This window comes from Flavobacterium chungangensis (assembly GCF_042654045.1).
Lineage (GTDB): Bacteria > Bacteroidota > Bacteroidia > Flavobacteriales > Flavobacteriaceae > Flavobacterium > Flavobacterium chungangensis.
In genome coordinates this window covers 308,032-324,736 of sequence record NZ_JBHSFY010000006.1, presented here as the reverse complement: position 1 = coordinate 324,736, position 16,705 = coordinate 308,032, and the positions used below count along the sequence as shown (strand labels likewise).

The following is a 16,705-nucleotide window of genomic DNA, read 5'->3' as shown; positions in this document are numbered from 1 at the left end:
AATGTTTCTCTGCAGCTTTTAAGTTTAGGTTTGATATTGTTTATTTCTTTTGTTTCAAATGTTTATCTAGGAATTTTTCCATGGCACCATAAAAATCAAAACGGTTATCTTGATTTCTAAAACCATGTCCTTCGTCATTTTTAACCATGTATTCTACAACAACACCACGTTTTTTCAGCGCTTCAACCATTTGGTCGCTTTCGGCTTTATTTACTCTTGGATCGTTTGCTCCTTGTGCGATAAACAAAGGCGTTTTTATTTTGTCTGCATGTAATGCAGGCGATGCAGAGGCCAACAGCAAACTATCTTTTTTAGGATCGCCCACCATTTCATGAAATTGATCCAGATAAGGTGTCCAATAAGGCGGAATCGTATTCATGAAAGTAAACAAATTGCTCACGCCCACATAATCTACTGCTGCCGCATACAAATCGGGTGTAAAAGTGATTCCGGCAAGTGTTGCATAACCACCATAACTACCGCCATAAATAGCAATTCTATTTGGGTCTGCAATGCCTTCTTTTTTCAGCCATTCGACACCATCGGTAATGTCGTCTTGCATTTTTTTACCCCATTGTTTAAAACTAGATTGCCAAAATTCCTTTCCATAACCGGTACTTCCTCTATAATTCATCTGTAAGACAGCATAACCGCGATTTGCCAAGAACTGAACTTCTGGATTATAATACCAGCCATCTCGTGCCCAAGGACCGCCATGAGGGTTAATAATGACAGGCAGATTTTTAGGTTCAACTCCCAACGGAAGCGTTAAATAACCGTGAATTTCAAGGCCATCTCTCGATTTATACGTAATAGGTTTAATATGGCTCATGTGTTTCTCTTCGATCCAAGGAAACGGATTCGCAACTTCTTTAACTTTTGTAGTTTTGAAATCGTAGATATAGTATTTTCCTGGAGTTCTATCATTTCCAGCCCAAACAATAGCTTTGGTTCTGGCATCGTCGTAGTTTACAATTTCGGTTTCGTAACCTTCAATCTGCTTTTTCAGATTGTTTTTGATTGCTTCCCATTCTTTATCAAAAAAATGTTCTTCCTGTTTTTCAGCTTCCCAAGTTACAGAAGTCAAGGCTTGTTTTTTTCGATCGTAATTAACCGCATCTAAATCATATTTAGGATCGGCAAATAATTCTTTTACATTTTTTTTGCCAATCGGGTCATATTCAACCAAAACCACTTTATCCTTGCCAATATTACTCAGCGCATAAATGTTTTTATTGTCTTTGTCAAAAGAAGCAGGAGAAAAGAAATCTTTGAAAGTTGTAGTAATAAGAGGCGTAAAAGGCTCTTTGTCAGAATTTCGATAATTCCAAGTAATGTTTACACCGTCCGTTTTTGAAGCAAGACGAATTACGCCATTATTATCTGTAACCCATCCGTCAAAATTTTCCTTGTTGTCGTAAAGCAGTGTCAGAGTTCCAGTTTCGACATTTAAAAGATAAGGATCAAAATATTCTTTTACCCTTTTGTTGATTTGTACAATTAGTTCTTTTTCTTTGCCTGGAACGTCAATTAGCGCATCTGTAATGTCACTTCTAACACCCGGAAAAGGCGTTAATGCTTTTAAATCGGTTCCATCTGTTTTTACCGAAAAGAGTTGGAAATTCTCGTCTCCGCCTACGTCTTGTGCGTAAATAATTCGGTCACCTTTCCAGAAATAATTGAAAATGCTTCGCAAAGTGTCGTTTGTTACACGAACTGCTTTAGTATCGTTTACTTTCTGAACAAAAACGTTGGTTTTTCCTTTATAATCGGCACGATAGCTAAAGTAGTTTCCGTCGGGCGAAATCTTGAAAGAGCTTTTTTCTCCATTCTTGAAGAAAGTCTTTACATCAATTAATGGGGCAGGTGTTTCTTTTGGTTCCTGTTTGCAGGAATTTAAAGTGATTGCCAAAAGAACTAAAATGGATAAAATGGATTTTTTAATCATGTTTGGTTTGTTTTTGGTGATTGATGAATTATAAAACTACTCTGGGAAATGTATTGTAATGGTATTGATAATCTGTTTTTTATCAAATCAAAAATAGGAAAAAGTTTGCAATATAAATGGAGTTAAATTATTTTGCCGCTTTATTTGGATTGCACTAGAAAATTAAAGCGAGTTCTCTTGGCGCTTCATTTTTTTGTAAGATAAAAAGGCGTATATTGCCAAAATAATTTGATATTATAATGGTCACTGCAAATTTTTATTTAATAAACAGTTCTTTAATGTGCTTAATGTGCACGTTATTGTATTTGCATGACGATACTTTCTTAAAAAGCTCAAAAGAGTTTATTCCTTTAGCCCTGTCACAACTCTAGACAGGGGATATTTTCACTATTAATTTTTATTATTTAATCTCATTTTTATTCCGGATAGGATATCACTGAGTAGTTCGTTTTGCGTGCTATTCACTGAAGAGTTGTGTCCTTTTTTAGAGAAAATGAAACCAACAAGAAAGTCATGTCACAAAATATAATTTTAACAACAGGAACATACGATTTAATTAAAGATCACGTAAGAAGAAAAAAAGTAACCGTACAAGAAGAAGAACTTTTATTAGGCCAGCTAAAAAATGCTACGCAAGTATTGCGAAAAAATCTGCCTGAAGATGTAGTTTCGATAGATCGAAAAGTTACTTACAAAGATCATATCAATAACGAAGAAAAAACAATTCTTCTAGTGGGTCCAGAAAAAGCAAAAGCAAGTAAAAACAAAATTTCGGTTCTTTCAGACGAAGGAATTGCAATGGTGGGTTACAAAGAAGGCGATATTGTTGAATGGCCTGCTAAAAAAGGAAATCTCAAATTAGAGATTTTAAAAGTAGAGGAGTAGGTTGAATACCGTTTCGTTTTCGTTTTAAGTTTAGTAAAATCCCAAAAGAGTTTTTCTTTTGGGATTTTTTTTATGGATACTATTTTAGAATAATCTATTTCATTCCAGTTTCGAGATAATCTTCAAAACCTCCGTTGTATATTTTTTCGACCCATTTTTTAAAATCTATTGTGTTTTCAATTAGATACGTTTTAGTGTATTCTTTGTCAATATTTTCAATGATTTTGATCGTTTCTCCGTTTTTAATCCTTTCGTTTATTCTGTAAAGATGATTGGCGCAGAATTTAAAAACCGACAAAGTATCGTATTCGCTAGAATTAGTGAGATATAAAATCTCTGTTTCAGCATTATAAAAATGATATCCCATTTTAATGAATGGTTTTTGAATTAGGTATTAAAGATAATGAGCAGCATTATAAAACCTCCCAAAAATAGAACCCCAATCATATGATTTCGATTACTATTATCATCTTTTTTTTGGCTATTTCCGCTTGGTGACCAGAAACTTGAAAATGTTCTAAAATCATTGTCGTTAGAAAGAGTCCATAAATTGTAACCAAGAAATCTCGCTGAAGCGCCTAAAAACTCCAGGATAATTCGTCCTACTATTATTTGTTCAAAATCCATTTCAAGCGGTTCAGTCGAAGTTTTCCATGATTTGTTTTTTATTAATCCAACACTTAAAGCTGCATTTTTTTAGTGTTATTCGAAACAGCCTTTTTCTTAAAGACCTGCTCGTAATAGGCATCCATTAATTCTCCAATTAATTGAGGACTGTTGTGGTTGAGTAAAATTACCATTCCCCAGTTTGTTTTTTTATCGTAGGCAAATATGGTAGCGCATCCCATTGTATTTCCTGTTTTATAAAAATAAACATCGTCGGCAACTCGTTCCATCTGCTGTCCAAAACCTATTTCTCTTTCTGTATTTTTAAAAAACGTGGTTTCGGCAATTGCTGTTGCTTTTGAGATTTCACCAGTATTCGACAAAATAGCTTTTAGCAATTTTGTTAAATCTGAAGTATTCGATTTTACAAGACCTGCGGGAGCGATTAAATAATTCCAGTTAAAAAAATCCTGCGGAATTCCATTAAATTCATAACCCGTAACTTTATTTTTTACATTAAAATTACTAGTCAGCGTATTTTCCATTTTAAGAGGCAGAAGCATTTTTTCTTTCAATATATCTTCAAAGCTCTTTGCGTAGACTTTCTCTAATATCATTCCCATTAGCGTATAACTGATATTAGAATAACGATAACTTCCGTAATCTATTAGTTTTGTATTTTCGTTTATAAGAGCATGAACACTCTCTTTGGTTATATCTAATGGCTGTTTTGGATTTATTTCCATTAGTTTTCTAAAATCAAAATTAGGCAGACCAGACTGGTGCGAAGCCAAATCTGAGATTTTGATCTTGCCTTTTATTTCGTTTGATAAAACATATTCTTTTGGCAGATAATCGTCTATAAAATCATCAATTTTAAGTTTGCCTTCGTTGTGGGCTTGCGCTAATAAATTTCCTGTAAGAAGTTTGGTAATCGAGCCAATCTCATAAATAGTATTCTCGTTTACGGCCTGTTTGCTTTCTTTGCTAATTTTTCCGTAGTTGAAAAAAGTAGTAACACCATTTTCTACAAATCCCACGCTCATCGCTATTTCTGGATTATAAATAGCAATCGAACGAAAAATCGAATCAATTTTTTTTGCAGCTGTTTGTGCAAAAGTAATTTGGGAAATAAGTAATAGCGTAAAAATACTGGTGGTTACTTTCATTAGTTTTTTTGAGATTAGTTTTATTTTTTAAGATTGTACAAAGGTTATTTTTGAACTTGTAAAGTAGGTATATTTTTCGAAATATAAGAGGATTGTGTTGTGAGTTAGTAAATTTGTTTTTGGTATTTTCTAATTTATAAATTTCTTGATAAAATTCTGATTTAATGAGGGTTGGTTTTTTTTATCCGCACAGTTTTGTCATTTCGACGTAAGGAGCCCCAAGCGTTAGCGAACTGGCGAAGCAAATCTTCGCAAGTAGCTCTACAAAGGTTTTCCATATTGTAACCACAAAGTATTGTCATTTCGAGGAACGAGAAATCACACTCGTTTATCTACAAAGATTGGCAAATATACTTTACGGAGTTTCTAGTGTGATTTCTCGTTCCTCGAAATGACAAAACTAGAAGGAAACAGAATGAGAAAATAGACTTCCTACGTAGATTGTGTTCACGAGCGGGACTCTCGCACCACCTCAGGGTTGTCACTAAATAATTTCTTCAAGTTTATAAACTTCTCCCCATTTATTTAGTGAGCGGCTATCATAAATGTTAAAGGGAATAATTGAACTATCTTTTTCGGTAGACAATCCGGTAAATGTCCAAAACAAATCCTCAAACTTACAAACCAAATATCCTCTATCATTAAATGAGTAATCTCCAACAATCTTATAATTTTGTAAATGTTTAATGTCATGCTCATCCATAGGACGAAAGGCATCAACGACCTTTTTTGTTAGCTCAACTTTACCATTCTTAAAGAACTCCAGTTGATTTTGGTAGATTATACAAAAAAACAAACCACCTGCATGAAGATCAGTATTTGCGATTAAACTTGACTGATACTTTTTGTTAATTTCTATTTTCATTAGTTCATTATTCATGAGTGTATTCAATTTGTGAAGATTGTGTGCACGAGCGAGACGCTGGCACTAGCGGGGGAAATAATGTCATTTTTTAAGTTTTTATTTCTCTAACTCAGCTTCAAGTCTTTTGACTATTTTCTTTTCGAATTCTCGTTTTAGCATTATATTCCAAAATAAGCCTAAATCCTGATTAACTAATTGCCATCCGTTTTCTCTATTTCTATATACAGACACGAAAGCTAGATCTGTTCCGTTATCAGCAGAAGGTCTTGTCCAAGCTTCTATTCTTTTACCATTTAGATCAAAATAAATATCATGCCAATAGTCTTCGGGATATCTATCTTTAAAATCAGGATTTTGAAGATGTAATTTTTCAAGTGTTTCAATGACTTTATTTTCGGGATATTTTAAATAATACGTTTCGGCATACGGATATTTTCCTGCTGCATAAAAGTGAAAAGTAGAGAAAAAAGAAACAATATGATAGACAACAAAGAGAATTATTAAGATGGCTATTAATGACTTGAGTTTAGATTTAATCATTTGGATTCAAGATTTGGAATTTTACTGCTTCTGTTAGAAAGGGCTGGTTTTTTACTTATTCTCATAATTTTGTCATTTCTGTAAAAGTTACTTATTTCAACGCAAGGAGATCCGAGCGTTAGCGAACTGGCGAAGCAAATCTCCACAAGAAGCTCCGCAAAGGTTTTCCACATTATAACCACAAAGTATTGTCATTTCGACGTGAGGAGAAATCTCCGCAAGTAGCTCTACAAAGATTGACGATTTTGATTGCGGAGTTACTTGCGAAGATTTCTCGTTCCTCGAAATGACAAAACTAGGAGGAAAGAGAATGAAAAAATAGACTTCTTATGTAGATTGCGTGCACGAGCGAGACTCTCGCGCTAGTGGAGGGCAATAATTTTATTCTTTAATATTAATTTTAATTAACTCGTCATTTTTTAAAATTGTCGCCCTTTTAGATTTTAAATTATATAGAAATAAAAAGTTTCCGGTTTTACCAATATACTTAAGGTTTTTATCAGTATAATATGTTTTTTCTTTAAATACAATTGTATAATTTAATTGGTCTTTATTTTCAATAATTTTGTAAGCATCAGTGGATCCGTACATTATTGTATAAATTATTATGATTGTCATAATAAATAATGGAAAGGGTAAAGCCATTGTTGTTGAAGATAAATATATTCGAAACGTACTTAAAAATAAGAAAGAACCTACGCAGATTGTTGTAGTTAATTTACTTGTTGAGTTACTGTAATATGCAGAAACTATAATTGTAATTAATATAATTATAGAAATAATTAGGGTTATTCGACGTTCATTTTTATATAGTTCTGGAGTATCACTTTTCAAAGAATAGTCTTGATTTGAATCTTGTATAAAGTCGTACAAATACAAAATAATTGTAATTCCAAAAATGCATGAATACAATAGTAAATCATCAATAAAAGAAGTAATAAATTCTTGAATTTCAATATAATCTACAATTTGAATATTAAAAGTTTTATAGTAGATAATCAGTTTGATCGAACTGCAGAATAAGATAAAGATACTTCCAACAGGTAATAGAGGTATTAATTTTTCAATTTTTTCCATAATATCGAATTATTGAGGTTTGAAATTAAATATAAAAAACTCTCTTTATATTAGTTTTTTGTTAACGTTGAGTTTCTTATTACAAATCTTTAATTAATTCGCTTGGATGAATTTTTAAAGCTTGCGCAATTTTAAACAAAGTACTTACTTTCATTTCTTGTGAGCCTTTAATATATTTTCTTAAATTTTCTACATCCATTTCAGCATCATGAGCAACTTCTCTTGGTTTTAAATCATTGCTGTTAATCACATCTTTTATCTTATTTCCAAGTTCTTTTACCACCTCTGGAATTTCGCTTTTTCTTTCTCTTTTCATAGAAATGAAATTACAAGTAATAGATTGTTTTGATATGATTGTTAAAAATCGATTGTTTTCAACCGATATTTTATATATTTGTTTAAATTGTAAATTAAATCTTATATGAAAATAGAAATAGAAAATAAAGAAAGAGCCGAAGAATTGTTAGAATTAATAAATAAAGGAAGCTACTTCAGCAAACTAAAACCAGTTCCAAAAGAAACCAACTCGTATACAATACCGCTAAAAGTATCTTCATACAACGAATTAAATCTAATGGTTTCAGATTTGCTAAAAGCAAGTATTATTTTGCTTAATCCTGATGCAAACAGTTTGTCGAGTTTTACAAAAGACAATAATGTCAATGTAATGACTTTGCTTGAAATTGCCTTGCAGTTATTGCCTGAGGATGAAATGGAGTTGTTGGATGATTTGTGTAAGGCGCAGTTGTGATTTTTTTGGTATAAAAAAGCGCAATAAGTTTTTTAGACTTTTGCGCATATTTTTTATTTTAGAATAAAATCAAGTAAGTTATCTATGAAAATTTTGAGCCAATTTTTCTTTTTTGGTTTAGTCTCGTTCATTTTTAGAATGAATTAATTTCGTTTTTTTATAATTTCTCGTTGCTGCGCAAATGTCTCTGACTTTGCGCCATTTTCACTATCATTAATTTGAAAACAGAAACGGCTTAAAGTCTCTGACTTTACATCACTCGTGCTTATAAAAATAATCATTTTAGAACGATTCGTAAAAAGTCAGGAGACTTTCGAGTGGTTTTCGGGTTTATAAGAAACAAAAAAACGCAAAGTCAGAGACATTTGCGTAGCGTTTCAGTTTGAAGACTTTGTGGAGCGGGGGAAGCCATTTTTAAAGAGATTTGTGTCTGTTCTTCTAAAAGTGCGTTAAAAATTTTATTTGCATTTGTTTTTAAAAATATTTTTTAATGTTTGTTTTGTCATCAGAAACAAATTTATACTTTCCTTCTGTTGGTTCTAGCTATTGAAAGTTAGTTAATTAAGTCGTCTATTTTAAGATATTTTCTAATATACCTTAAAATTTCTTCGGCATCATTTTCAACCGTATCCATTCGTGAATTATAGATATTCCATATACCTAAATTGTTGAAATTTTGTAGACTTTTAGCATTTGGAAATTTTGTTGGTAATTCTTTAGAGATTTCCGTTAATATTTTACCAACTAAACTGAGATTCGTATGGATTTTTCGTTCAAATTTGTTTATCAAATCTTTTATTTCTTCTGGAAGTATGGGAGATGCGGATAGATTCTTTAATTTTTGAGTTTCTTCTTTAAATTTATTTGTAAAATCAATTTTACCATACTCATAGTCATTCCATTGTTTTAAAATAATTGCAGGATTTGTGATTTTCGCTTTTTCTTTTTTTTCTTCCCTTTCATGATATTCTAATTTAGTAAAGTTTTTTTCTAAATAATTTTTCGAAATGATTGAGCCTGATATTTTCTTTTCAAGTTCATTAACTTTTTGTTCATCAATTTGAATTTCATTACTAAAAAAATGCCTAATAAAATCCAATTGCAATAATTGAGCATTTATTTTTATAATATTATTAAGATCAAATTGATCTATAAAATCTGATTCTCTTTTATTTTGAAAAAATAAAAGTATTTCTTCAAATGCTTTTATCTGCATTTTAAATGTTTCAGTTTTAATTGGTGTAAATAAAGATTTTTTAGCTTGCAGATAACTTAAAATTGTAATAGATAATACGCCACCAAAAAATAAAATATTGAATAAGTCTTTTATTGTTGTAATAAGAAATGAAATATCATTACTGTTTAATTTTTCAGAACAATAAATTTTGTAAACAACAATAAATAAAATAAAAAATATTAATAACGGAATAAAAAGATATATTATAGTTTTAGGGAAAGTAACTTTTCTCGCTTTGAAAAAAAATCTATTCATAATTTTAGTAATGTTTAATATTATTCCATTTTGATTTCATGTTTAACTCTAAGTTGTTTTGTACAGCCAGAACATTTCCCACATGCAATATTTGAAATATGACAAGAATGAGCAATGCTTAATAAATTAAGAGGGACGTTATATTTACTCACCAGTTCATGGCTGTAAAATTCTAATGTAGGGCAAATTATTTTGATCTTTCCTTCTTGAAAAGAGACTAATTCATTTGATAAATGATAAAATTCTTTAGTGCCATCTTTATGGAAATTATCAGATCTAACAGAGGCTAGATAGAGTTCAGAAATACCGTCTTTTATTGCTTGCATTGAAGCTAAGGTAATTAATAGTTGGTTTCTGAATGGCCACCATTCTTCAGAGGGAGAAATACTTAGATTATCTGAATTTGCTAATGTGCCACTTCCTAAATTTTTACAATCAACACTTATTACTTTGTGTTTAATTCCTAACTTTTGACAAACAAAATTGGAGACATAAATTTCTCTCTCAGCAACTGTTTGGCCATAATCAATTGTATATGCAATATCAGGTTTAAGACCATATGCTAAACATATGGAGTCAATCCCACCAGATAATAAAATTGCTTTTTTTATAGATTCCATATTGTTTGATATATAGCAGTTGTTAAATGTTGGTAGAAAAGAATATTTGCAGGTTTAAGCATTAAAAGATCACTTTCATTGCAAGTACGATGATATCCAATTATTTTCTTTCCTTTAGCTAATGAGTAACCGGATTCGATAAGTGTTCCAGAATCAAAATTATCTAAAACACAAAAAATTATATCAGATTTTTCTATTCCTTCTAGGTCTTTTTTAGCTATTGATGTTTCATCTCCCAGTCCAATATCATGAAATGGCGAAAATACTTTTATCCCAAAAGATAAAAATGCTGAACGTATCTTGTCTATTAAAATTAATTCGGAAATAGAGAAAAAAGGAGAGGCTAAATAAACCTGTTTTTTTGAAAATGTTTGATTATCAAACTCTTTATAGTCAAAAGAATTTAAAATTGATGTATCGACGTAAACTTTTTTATCACAATATATTGCAGTTGATCTCGAAGCATATAATGCTGCATCTTCTAAAGATAGCCCTTTAACAATCCAATAAAAACCAAAGCTAGACGTGAAAATGTCTCCAGAACCAATTTTATAAACATTATTAGTTATGTAAGATGGAATTTTTATTTCTTTATCTTTTAAATATAAAATAGCTCCAAAAGGCCCATCTTTTATTATAAATGCTTTTGCTAATTCTAAATTAAAAAAGTAATTTTTAATTTTTTCAATATCTTTCGAAGAAGCAATTGACGAAGCCTCATTACTATTTACAATATATACTAGTTCACTAGCTTTGCCGAATTCGCTAAATTTTTTAGGATTTATAGGGGTTTGAGGATCGTAAACAATTTTATTACCGGATAATGTAAAATCTGCCTCAAGCATACCAAAGGCAATTATGTTCTCAGATTCTGCATTTATTTCTTCAGCTTTAGAAATGTTAAGTGCGTTTGGGAATATAAATGGTTGATCAAGAGAAAAGCTATATTTAAATGTTATTAATTCTTCATATTCTTTGCAATTAAAATTAAAATCTTGATAAACTTTTTGATTTTCTTTAAGATAAGTTATTGTGTCTTGATTTCCAACAGTACTAAAATGTACAGGACATTTATTTTCTAGAAGAAATTTTGTTGCACGAAAACCTGAGCCGTAAATTTCAATAGAAATATCATCATAGTCGATTTCTCGATAAGTTCCACCAACAACTTTAATCATATCTCTGATCTTTTTATCCGCACGCGACATGCAGGTGAATTAATATCTAATATTTCGGCTTCATATGACGCTCCATTTTTTATACAAGCAATGATGTCAGGAGTATTTATATGAAGAATTGAACCAAGTATTTCTCCATCTCCATCTTCTAGTGCTAAAGACCGATTCTCTGTAAGTACAACTTCCAAAACATCTCCTTTCTCACGTTTTTCAAGTATGAGGATATTTACAGTAGATACATTAGTAATAATAATACCTGTTTCGCAATCGAATTTCGTTCGTTGTGGTGGTTCATAACCTCCTCCAGATCCACTCATATTAAATTTATTTAAGTTGTTTTTTATACTTTGTTAATTAGATATCTAAGCAAACATCGTATTTAATTTAAATTTCTCACTAAGTAAAAACACCTGATTTTTATAAATAACAATGTTTTGAAATTAATTTTTTATAAAAATAAAGACTTCAACTTCAATCATATTACGGAAAACCATAATTGCTCTTTTAAAAACCAAAGCCCTAGCCCTGATAGAAGCGGCATCCTTTTTAGGCAAACGAAGAAGAACTTATTAAACCGTAAACCTTCAGCCTAAAAAGATATAGCGGATAGCAGGAAATAGCTCCTAAAAATCATCGTAATTCCACTAAATATTCAACTTAAATTCCCCAAAAAAGGAACACTAGAATTTTAGATAAAAATTTTGTAATTTTGCCGTCCAATAAAAGGAATTAGAAAATGTTAGATAGACTTCAATATGTAAAGCAGCGTTTCGATGAGATTTCGGATTTGATTATTCAGCCGGATGTTATTTCTGATCAAAAACGTTATAAGCAGCTTAATCAAGAATATAAAGGGATTAAAGCGCTTGTTGAAAAGAGAGAAGAGTACATTGTAATTTTGGCAAATATTGACGAAGCAAACGAAATTATTGCTGACGGAAGTGATGCTGAAATGGTGGAAATGGCCAAAATGCAATTGGATGAAGCAAAAGAACGTCTGCCAGAATTGGAGGAGGAAATCAAATTTATGCTTATTCCTAAAGATCCTGAAGACGCGAAAAACGTTATGGTGGAGATCCGCGCCGGAACGGGTGGGGACGAAGCGAGTATTTTTGCTGGTGACTTGTTTAGAATGTACACGAAGTATTGCGAATCTATGGGATGGAGATCATCTGTTGTAGATATGAACGAGGGTACTTCTGGAGGTTTCAAAGAGGTTATTTTTGAGGTTACTGGAGAAGATGTATACGGAACTTTGAAGTTTGAAGCGGGTGTTCACCGTGTACAGCGTGTTCCGCAGACTGAAACTCAAGGACGTGTGCATACATCGGCTGCCACGGTTATGGTTTTGCCAGAAGCTGAGGAGTTTGATGTTCAGGTAGATATGAACGATGTTCGTGTCGATTTCTTCTGTTCGTCTGGACCTGGAGGACAATCGGTAAATACTACGAAATCGGCTGTACGTTTAACGCACATTCCAACAGGATTGGTAGCGCAATGTCAAGATGAGAAATCGCAACATAAGAATAAAGATAAGGCTTTGATGGTATTACGTTCTCGTTTGTACGAAATGGAATTGGCCAAAAAGCAGGAGGAAGATGCTAAAAAACGTAGTTCTCAGGTAAGTTCTGGAGACCGTTCGGCAAAAATCCGTACGTATAACTATGCGCAAGGTCGTGTAACGGATCACCGTATTGGTTTAACGCTTTACGATTTAGGAAACATCATGAATGGTGATATTCATAAAATCGTTTCTGAGCTTCAGTTGGTTAATAATATGGAGAAATTGAAGGAAGCTTCAGAAGTTTACTAAATTTCTGAGATGCTAAGATACTAAGTTGCTAAGGTTCTAAGTTTTCTCTTAGGACTTTTTAATAATTTAAGCCGAACTTTGTTCGGCTTTTTTTGTGGAAAAAATACCAAAGATTGCGAAGACCTTAGAATCTTAGCATCTTAGCACCTAAAAAGAATATAGCCAGCGGTTTCAACCGCTGGAACGCAAAGAATTGGTTAAAGTTGTTAAGATTCTCAGATGCTAAGGTTCTAAGTTTTTTCTCTTTGAAGATAATTTTTTTGAGTTGCTAAGTTACTGAGATTCTAAGGTTCTAAGTTTTTTCTTTGAACATATTTTTTGAGTTGCTAAGATGCTAAGGTTCTAAGTTTTTTTCTTTGAACATAAAATATATTTAAGCCGAACATTTGTTCGGCTTTTTTTATGCCTAAAACTTAAAGAGGGAATGAAAACTTTGCATTTTAATGTCTCAGCAACTTCAATCTTAATTTCTAATGATAATTTAATGTGGATAATTAAGGCTATAATTTCAAAAAAAGCATCTTAAATTAAGACCAATACTACACAAGAATTTTACGAAGTAAGATTTGTAATACTAGTTTGTAAAACTTAGAACCTTAGTGGCTTAGCATCTTAGCGCCTTTTAAAAAAAGCTATTTTTTTTAATTTTTTTGCCTCATATTTGCCCCATCAACCAACCAACTAACATTAATTTATGAAGAGAACTTTACTTTTATTTTGCTTCTTTGGGAGCTTTTTTTATGCGCGATCGCAATCGTATTTCGGATTCAGGGATGATAATTATGCCGGAATTCAGTCGGCATTGTTTAATCCGTCCAATATTGTAGATTCAAAATACAAGGCCGACGTTACGTTTGGGTCTGGCAGCGGAACTGGACAAAATGATTTGTACGGAGTTAATATAATGGATGTATTAGACGGCGGTTACAATCTGGAGACCGACGCAAGCAAAAATTTCAAATCGAACAATAGAGGGAATTTCAATGTAGATATCATGGGACCTTCTGTAATGCTCAATATTACGCCTGTGCATAGTGTTGCGCTTTTTACGCGTGTGCGAAGTGTTACAAGTCTTGTTGGTATAAACGGACAGCTTATTGATGAGGCGAACAAAGAGGTAGATGCTTCGAATAGTTTTTTAATTACGGGCGGAAACCCGAACGCTGTTTCGAATTCTTGGGCAGAGATAGGAGCGAGTTATGCTACTGTCCTGTTTGATCGTGACGATCATTTTGTAAAAGGGGGTATTACTTTAAAGTATTTAATGGCGGGAGTAAACGGCTACATTAACGGAAATGATTTAAGCGTGGCTTTTAATAAAAACGAAGCTAATCCTTTGTTAAGCGAATATTATTCGACAGGAACCATAAGAACAGCGGCAAGTTATGATTATGCTAACGGAAATGATCCTAAGTTTGATGCAGCTTCGGCTGGAGTAGGAGTAGATTTAGGTTTTACCTACGAATATCGTACGAACTGCCATTCTTGCGCTGGAAACCGTTACAAGTTTAAAGCTGCAGCTTCTATAACCGATATTGGAAAACTAAACTATAATAACATTGTCGAGAATACTTATAATATTACAGGAAGGGTGACACAACAAGATATCGAAGATGCGGATGATATTTTTGAGTTTTTTGATTCTAATTATACTAAAGTATCTTCGAGAAAAGGGGTAAAAGCAAATCTTCCTACGGCTTTGCACACCAATTTGGACTGGAACATCGACCAAAGATTTTATGTGAATTTAAGCGGTGATTTCAATTTAGTAGATGCCAAAAAAGTAAACGGAACCGCAATTGCCAATTCGGTTACTTTTACGCCGAGATATGAAACCAGACAATTTAGTTTCTACGTGCCTGTAACCTACATGCAGTACAGCGGAACTCAAATAGGAGCGGGTTTTAGAGCGGGTCCAATATTTATTGGTTCTGGAACTCTTTTTTCCAATATGTTTTCAAACAACTCAAAAGGCTGTAATATTTACGCTGGTTTAAAATTGCCTATTTATCAGGATTATAGGTAGAGTTTCTAAGATGCTGAGATACTAAGATACTAAGTTGCTAAGATTCTGAGATGCTAAGTTTCTTAGTTTATGAAATTTAAGACATAAAAAAAACAGCATCTACTTTATAGATGCTGTTTTTTTTATTTAAGATTAATAAGATAGGATTATAAAATCTAAATATAAAACTTAGAACCTTAGAATCTTAGCAACTTAGTATCTTAAAAAAAATATATAGAAGGTCTTCACTCCATCAACCGTTTCCCCAAACACGTATGATGGAGTTAGACGCCTAAAAATACTCTCGTATATTCAAAACATTTATATAGATTCGAGTAAACGTATACTCCATTTTTTATCATTATTTCGCTAAACTTTTCCATAATAATTTAAATTAAGTTAGACAAATTACTCTCTAGATGATTCGTATTGTGATGATTCTTCTTCTTCTTCTTCAGAAGAATCATGATGAGGTTTCGAAACCAGATTGGTAACAATAAGCTGAACAATCGAGCCTAAAACACCTTTAAACATCGAGTCTCCTTTACCGACAATAAATCTTTTGGCAAGATATCCAATTCCGATACTGATGGCAGATTGAGCGATGTGGCTTTTAAAACCAACCGTTTCGTTGATTTCTTCCACCGTATTTCGAATGAGGTTAATGGGCTTTAAATTGTCTTTAATTTCATTAATCTCGTCCTTTATAGCACACCATTCTGTGTCCTGGCGAATTTCTAGTTCCTCAATTTTTTGATTTAACTGATCAATAGTGTAAATAGCCTCCATAGTTTTTTCGGTTTTTTAGGTTAATTAAATCAGTTTTTTGTTTCTTTTAGAATACTTGAAATGATAGTATTTCCAATAGGAGTTTTTATCAGTCTATGATGTGATTTTACAACCACAATTACCAGAATAAGATAAAATAGCGCCATGATAAAAAAGCCATAGTAATACTCTCCAAGTTCTTTACCAATCCATAAACTAATCCCAATATTTAGGAACAAAGTAAAAAATGCAACAACAATACCAATCGCTATCTTTGAAGCCAATGATGAAGCACCATCAGCAACAGAACATACTGTTTTTAGTTTAAGTAATTCTAAACTTGTTTTAGCATAGTTTTCTGCTTTTTCATAAAGATTTAAATTCTCGTTTGTTGTTGCATTTGGTTCCATGATATAGGGTTTTATGGTTTGAAAATTTCACTAATTAATTCTACTTATTAATAGTTTGATTTTACTGTTTTAACATCGTCTTTTAGCGTGTTGTAATCTTCTTTAACTTGGTTAAGTTTAGATTTTCCTTCTTCGATAATTTCTTTACCGTTTGAAGTAATCGTGTTTACAATGCCATCAAATTTTGTTTTTAGATTATCACCGTAATCTTTTGATTTATCTTTGATTTTTTTTCTTGTGTTTGATCCTTTGTCTGGTGCAAATAAAACACCTATGAATGCTCCCGCCGCTGCGGCTCCTAAAATTCCTAAAATTGTGCTACTAGTTTTCATAATAAATAATTTAATGGATTAATATTTAATAATTTGTTGATTTAATAATTTGTGATTTTTAAATTTCTCGACCCTTAATTAGTCGAAGCAATACTGCGATAATGGCAATTACTAACAGAATATGGATTATGCTTCCGAAACTGTAAACAAAGAACCCAAGAGCCCAAAGTATTACCAGAATCACTGCCAGTGTATATAATAAGTTTGACATGGTTTTTTATTTTAGTGGTTAATAATCAGTTTTAT

At 32.0% G+C, this 16,705-nt stretch carries 20 protein-coding genes; 4 read left to right on the top strand and 16 right to left on the bottom strand.

Features of this window, described 5'->3' with window-relative positions; all coding sequences use genetic code 11:
- Positions 1–40: 40 nt before the first annotated feature.
- Entirely contained in the window at positions 41–1,948 is a 1,908-nt protein-coding gene (locus tag ACFO3N_RS12405) for a S9 family peptidase (RefSeq protein ID WP_379798130.1), read from the bottom strand.
- Between the two features lie 513 nt (positions 1,949–2,461).
- On the opposite strand from ACFO3N_RS12405, the gene ACFO3N_RS12400 reads away from it, so the two are divergent.
- Positions 2,462–2,833: a GreA/GreB family elongation factor gene (locus ACFO3N_RS12400; RefSeq protein ID WP_379798128.1), complete on the top strand. Its 372-nt coding sequence runs from the start codon at positions 2,462–2,464 to the stop codon at positions 2,831–2,833.
- Between the two features lie 94 nt (positions 2,834–2,927).
- On the opposite strand, the gene ACFO3N_RS12395 is transcribed toward ACFO3N_RS12400, so the two are convergent.
- The 7 genes from ACFO3N_RS12395 to ACFO3N_RS12365 all read right to left on the bottom strand — a co-directional run bounded on the left by ACFO3N_RS12395 (position 2,928) and on the right by ACFO3N_RS12365 (position 7,406).
- A complete protein-coding gene (locus tag ACFO3N_RS12395; protein ID WP_379798126.1) occupies positions 2,928–3,200 on the bottom strand; it encodes a hypothetical protein in 273 nt (90 codons plus the stop codon).
- A gap of 20 nt (positions 3,201–3,220) precedes the next feature.
- On the bottom strand, positions 3,221–3,460 hold the full coding sequence (locus ACFO3N_RS12390) for a hypothetical protein (RefSeq protein WP_379798124.1): 240 nt from the start codon (positions 3,458–3,460) through the stop codon (positions 3,221–3,223).
- A 53-nt stretch (positions 3,461–3,513) separates the two neighbouring features.
- Positions 3,514–4,608, bottom strand: a complete 1,095-nt coding sequence (locus tag ACFO3N_RS12385; RefSeq protein WP_379798122.1) for a serine hydrolase domain-containing protein — start codon at positions 4,606–4,608, stop codon at positions 3,514–3,516.
- 484 nt (positions 4,609–5,092) lie between these two features.
- Positions 5,093–5,473, bottom strand: a complete 381-nt coding sequence (locus ACFO3N_RS12380; RefSeq protein WP_379798120.1) for a hypothetical protein — start codon at positions 5,471–5,473, stop codon at positions 5,093–5,095.
- 96 nt (positions 5,474–5,569) lie between these two features.
- Positions 5,570–6,013 (bottom strand): hypothetical protein, encoded by a 444-nt coding sequence (locus ACFO3N_RS12375; RefSeq protein WP_379798118.1) that lies wholly within the window; start codon positions 6,011–6,013, stop codon positions 5,570–5,572.
- A 381-nt stretch (positions 6,014–6,394) separates the two neighbouring features.
- Positions 6,395–7,090 carry a hypothetical protein gene (locus ACFO3N_RS12370; protein WP_379798116.1) on the bottom strand — a complete coding sequence of 232 codons (696 nt, stop codon included), beginning with the start codon at positions 7,088–7,090 and terminating at the stop codon, positions 6,395–6,397.
- Between the two features lie 79 nt (positions 7,091–7,169).
- Positions 7,170–7,406 (bottom strand): helix-turn-helix domain-containing protein, encoded by a 237-nt coding sequence (locus tag ACFO3N_RS12365; protein ID WP_379798114.1) that lies wholly within the window; start codon positions 7,404–7,406, stop codon positions 7,170–7,172.
- 105 nt (positions 7,407–7,511) lie between these two features.
- On the opposite strand from ACFO3N_RS12365, the gene ACFO3N_RS12360 reads away from it, so the two are divergent.
- Positions 7,512–7,841, top strand: a complete 330-nt coding sequence (locus ACFO3N_RS12360; protein ID WP_379798112.1) for a hypothetical protein — start codon at positions 7,512–7,514, stop codon at positions 7,839–7,841.
- A 553-nt stretch (positions 7,842–8,394) separates the two neighbouring features.
- Here the strand turns inward: ACFO3N_RS12360 and ACFO3N_RS12355 are convergent.
- The 4 genes from ACFO3N_RS12355 to ACFO3N_RS12340 are packed head-to-tail and all read right to left on the bottom strand — an operon-like array spanning position 8,395 to position 11,448.
- Positions 8,395–9,333 carry a hypothetical protein gene (locus ACFO3N_RS12355; protein ID WP_379798110.1) on the bottom strand — a complete coding sequence of 313 codons (939 nt, stop codon included), beginning with the start codon at positions 9,331–9,333 and terminating at the stop codon, positions 8,395–8,397.
- A 20-nt stretch (positions 9,334–9,353) separates the two neighbouring features.
- Positions 9,354–9,953 (bottom strand): 7-cyano-7-deazaguanine synthase, encoded by a 600-nt coding sequence (locus tag ACFO3N_RS12350; protein ID WP_379798108.1) that lies wholly within the window; start codon positions 9,951–9,953, stop codon positions 9,354–9,356.
- Positions 9,941–11,131 (bottom strand): PfkB family carbohydrate kinase, encoded by a 1,191-nt coding sequence (locus ACFO3N_RS12345; protein ID WP_379798106.1) that lies wholly within the window; start codon positions 11,129–11,131, stop codon positions 9,941–9,943. The genes ACFO3N_RS12350 and ACFO3N_RS12345 overlap by 13 nt, the downstream gene beginning before the upstream one ends.
- Entirely contained in the window at positions 11,128–11,448 is a 321-nt protein-coding gene (locus ACFO3N_RS12340) for a hypothetical protein (protein ID WP_379798104.1), read from the bottom strand. Before ACFO3N_RS12340 ends, ACFO3N_RS12345 begins: the two co-directional genes overlap by 4 nt.
- A gap of 419 nt (positions 11,449–11,867) precedes the next feature.
- Here ACFO3N_RS12340 and prfA point away from each other — a divergent pair, with 419 nt between their 5' ends.
- Entirely contained in the window at positions 11,868–12,944 is a 1,077-nt protein-coding gene (gene prfA, locus ACFO3N_RS12335; RefSeq protein ID WP_250835301.1) for a peptide chain release factor 1, read from the top strand.
- A gap of 694 nt (positions 12,945–13,638) precedes the next feature.
- A complete protein-coding gene (locus tag ACFO3N_RS12330; RefSeq protein WP_379798102.1) occupies positions 13,639–14,970 on the top strand; it encodes a DUF5723 family protein in 1,332 nt (443 codons plus the stop codon).
- A gap of 387 nt (positions 14,971–15,357) precedes the next feature.
- Here the strand turns inward: ACFO3N_RS12330 and ACFO3N_RS12325 are convergent, their stop codons facing one another.
- Genes ACFO3N_RS12325 through ACFO3N_RS12310 form a run of 4 tightly spaced genes read right to left on the bottom strand, consistent with a single transcriptional unit; the run spans position 15,358 to position 16,670 of the window.
- On the bottom strand, positions 15,358–15,738 hold the full coding sequence (locus ACFO3N_RS12325) for a hypothetical protein (RefSeq protein ID WP_379798100.1): 381 nt from the start codon (positions 15,736–15,738) through the stop codon (positions 15,358–15,360).
- A 29-nt stretch (positions 15,739–15,767) separates the two neighbouring features.
- A complete protein-coding gene (locus ACFO3N_RS12320; RefSeq protein WP_354590435.1) occupies positions 15,768–16,127 on the bottom strand; it encodes a hypothetical protein in 360 nt (119 codons plus the stop codon).
- Positions 16,128–16,174: 47 nt separating this feature from the next.
- Complete coding sequence (locus tag ACFO3N_RS12315) at positions 16,175–16,459, bottom strand: YtxH domain-containing protein (RefSeq protein ID WP_198856936.1); 285 nt, start codon at positions 16,457–16,459, stop codon at positions 16,175–16,177.
- Positions 16,460–16,517: 58 nt separating this feature from the next.
- A complete protein-coding gene (locus ACFO3N_RS12310; RefSeq protein WP_141248143.1) occupies positions 16,518–16,670 on the bottom strand; it encodes a lmo0937 family membrane protein in 153 nt (50 codons plus the stop codon).
- Positions 16,671–16,705 lie beyond the last annotated feature (35 nt).

Excerpts from the sequence above, each read along its gene's own strand:
- ACFO3N_RS12405 (WP_379798130.1), bottom strand. The coding sequence starts at position 1,948 with ATGATTAAAAAATCCATTTTATCCATTTTAGTTCTTTTGGCAATCACT.
- ACFO3N_RS12400 (WP_379798128.1), top strand. The coding sequence starts at position 2,462 with ATGTCACAAAATATAATTTTAACAACAGGAACATACGATTTAATTAAA.
- ACFO3N_RS12395 (WP_379798126.1), bottom strand. The coding sequence starts at position 3,200 with ATGGGATATCATTTTTATAATGCTGAAACAGAGATTTTATATCTCACT.
- ACFO3N_RS12390 (WP_379798124.1), bottom strand. The coding sequence starts at position 3,460 with ATGGATTTTGAACAAATAATAGTAGGACGAATTATCCTGGAGTTTTTA.
- ACFO3N_RS12385 (WP_379798122.1), bottom strand. The coding sequence starts at position 4,608 with ATGAAAGTAACCACCAGTATTTTTACGCTATTACTTATTTCCCAAATT.
- ACFO3N_RS12380 (WP_379798120.1), bottom strand. The coding sequence starts at position 5,473 with ATGAAAATAGAAATTAACAAAAAGTATCAGTCAAGTTTAATCGCAAAT.
- ACFO3N_RS12375 (WP_379798118.1), bottom strand. The coding sequence starts at position 6,013 with ATGATTAAATCTAAACTCAAGTCATTAATAGCCATCTTAATAATTCTC.
- ACFO3N_RS12370 (WP_379798116.1), bottom strand. The coding sequence starts at position 7,090 with ATGGAAAAAATTGAAAAATTAATACCTCTATTACCTGTTGGAAGTATC.
- ACFO3N_RS12365 (WP_379798114.1), bottom strand. The coding sequence starts at position 7,406 with ATGAAAAGAGAAAGAAAAAGCGAAATTCCAGAGGTGGTAAAAGAACTT.
- ACFO3N_RS12360 (WP_379798112.1), top strand. The coding sequence starts at position 7,512 with ATGAAAATAGAAATAGAAAATAAAGAAAGAGCCGAAGAATTGTTAGAA.
- ACFO3N_RS12355 (WP_379798110.1), bottom strand. The coding sequence starts at position 9,333 with ATGAATAGATTTTTTTTCAAAGCGAGAAAAGTTACTTTCCCTAAAACT.
- ACFO3N_RS12350 (WP_379798108.1), bottom strand. The coding sequence starts at position 9,953 with ATGGAATCTATAAAAAAAGCAATTTTATTATCTGGTGGGATTGACTCC.
- ACFO3N_RS12345 (WP_379798106.1), bottom strand. The coding sequence starts at position 11,131 with ATGATTAAAGTTGTTGGTGGAACTTATCGAGAAATCGACTATGATGAT.
- ACFO3N_RS12340 (WP_379798104.1), bottom strand. The coding sequence starts at position 11,448 with ATGAGTGGATCTGGAGGAGGTTATGAACCACCACAACGAACGAAATTC.
- prfA (WP_250835301.1), top strand. The coding sequence starts at position 11,868 with ATGTTAGATAGACTTCAATATGTAAAGCAGCGTTTCGATGAGATTTCG.
- ACFO3N_RS12330 (WP_379798102.1), top strand. The coding sequence starts at position 13,639 with ATGAAGAGAACTTTACTTTTATTTTGCTTCTTTGGGAGCTTTTTTTAT.
- ACFO3N_RS12325 (WP_379798100.1), bottom strand. The coding sequence starts at position 15,738 with ATGGAGGCTATTTACACTATTGATCAGTTAAATCAAAAAATTGAGGAA.
- ACFO3N_RS12320 (WP_354590435.1), bottom strand. The coding sequence starts at position 16,127 with ATGGAACCAAATGCAACAACAAACGAGAATTTAAATCTTTATGAAAAA.
- ACFO3N_RS12315 (WP_198856936.1), bottom strand. The coding sequence starts at position 16,459 with ATGAAAACTAGTAGCACAATTTTAGGAATTTTAGGAGCCGCAGCGGCG.
- ACFO3N_RS12310 (WP_141248143.1), bottom strand. The coding sequence starts at position 16,670 with ATGTCAAACTTATTATATACACTGGCAGTGATTCTGGTAATACTTTGG.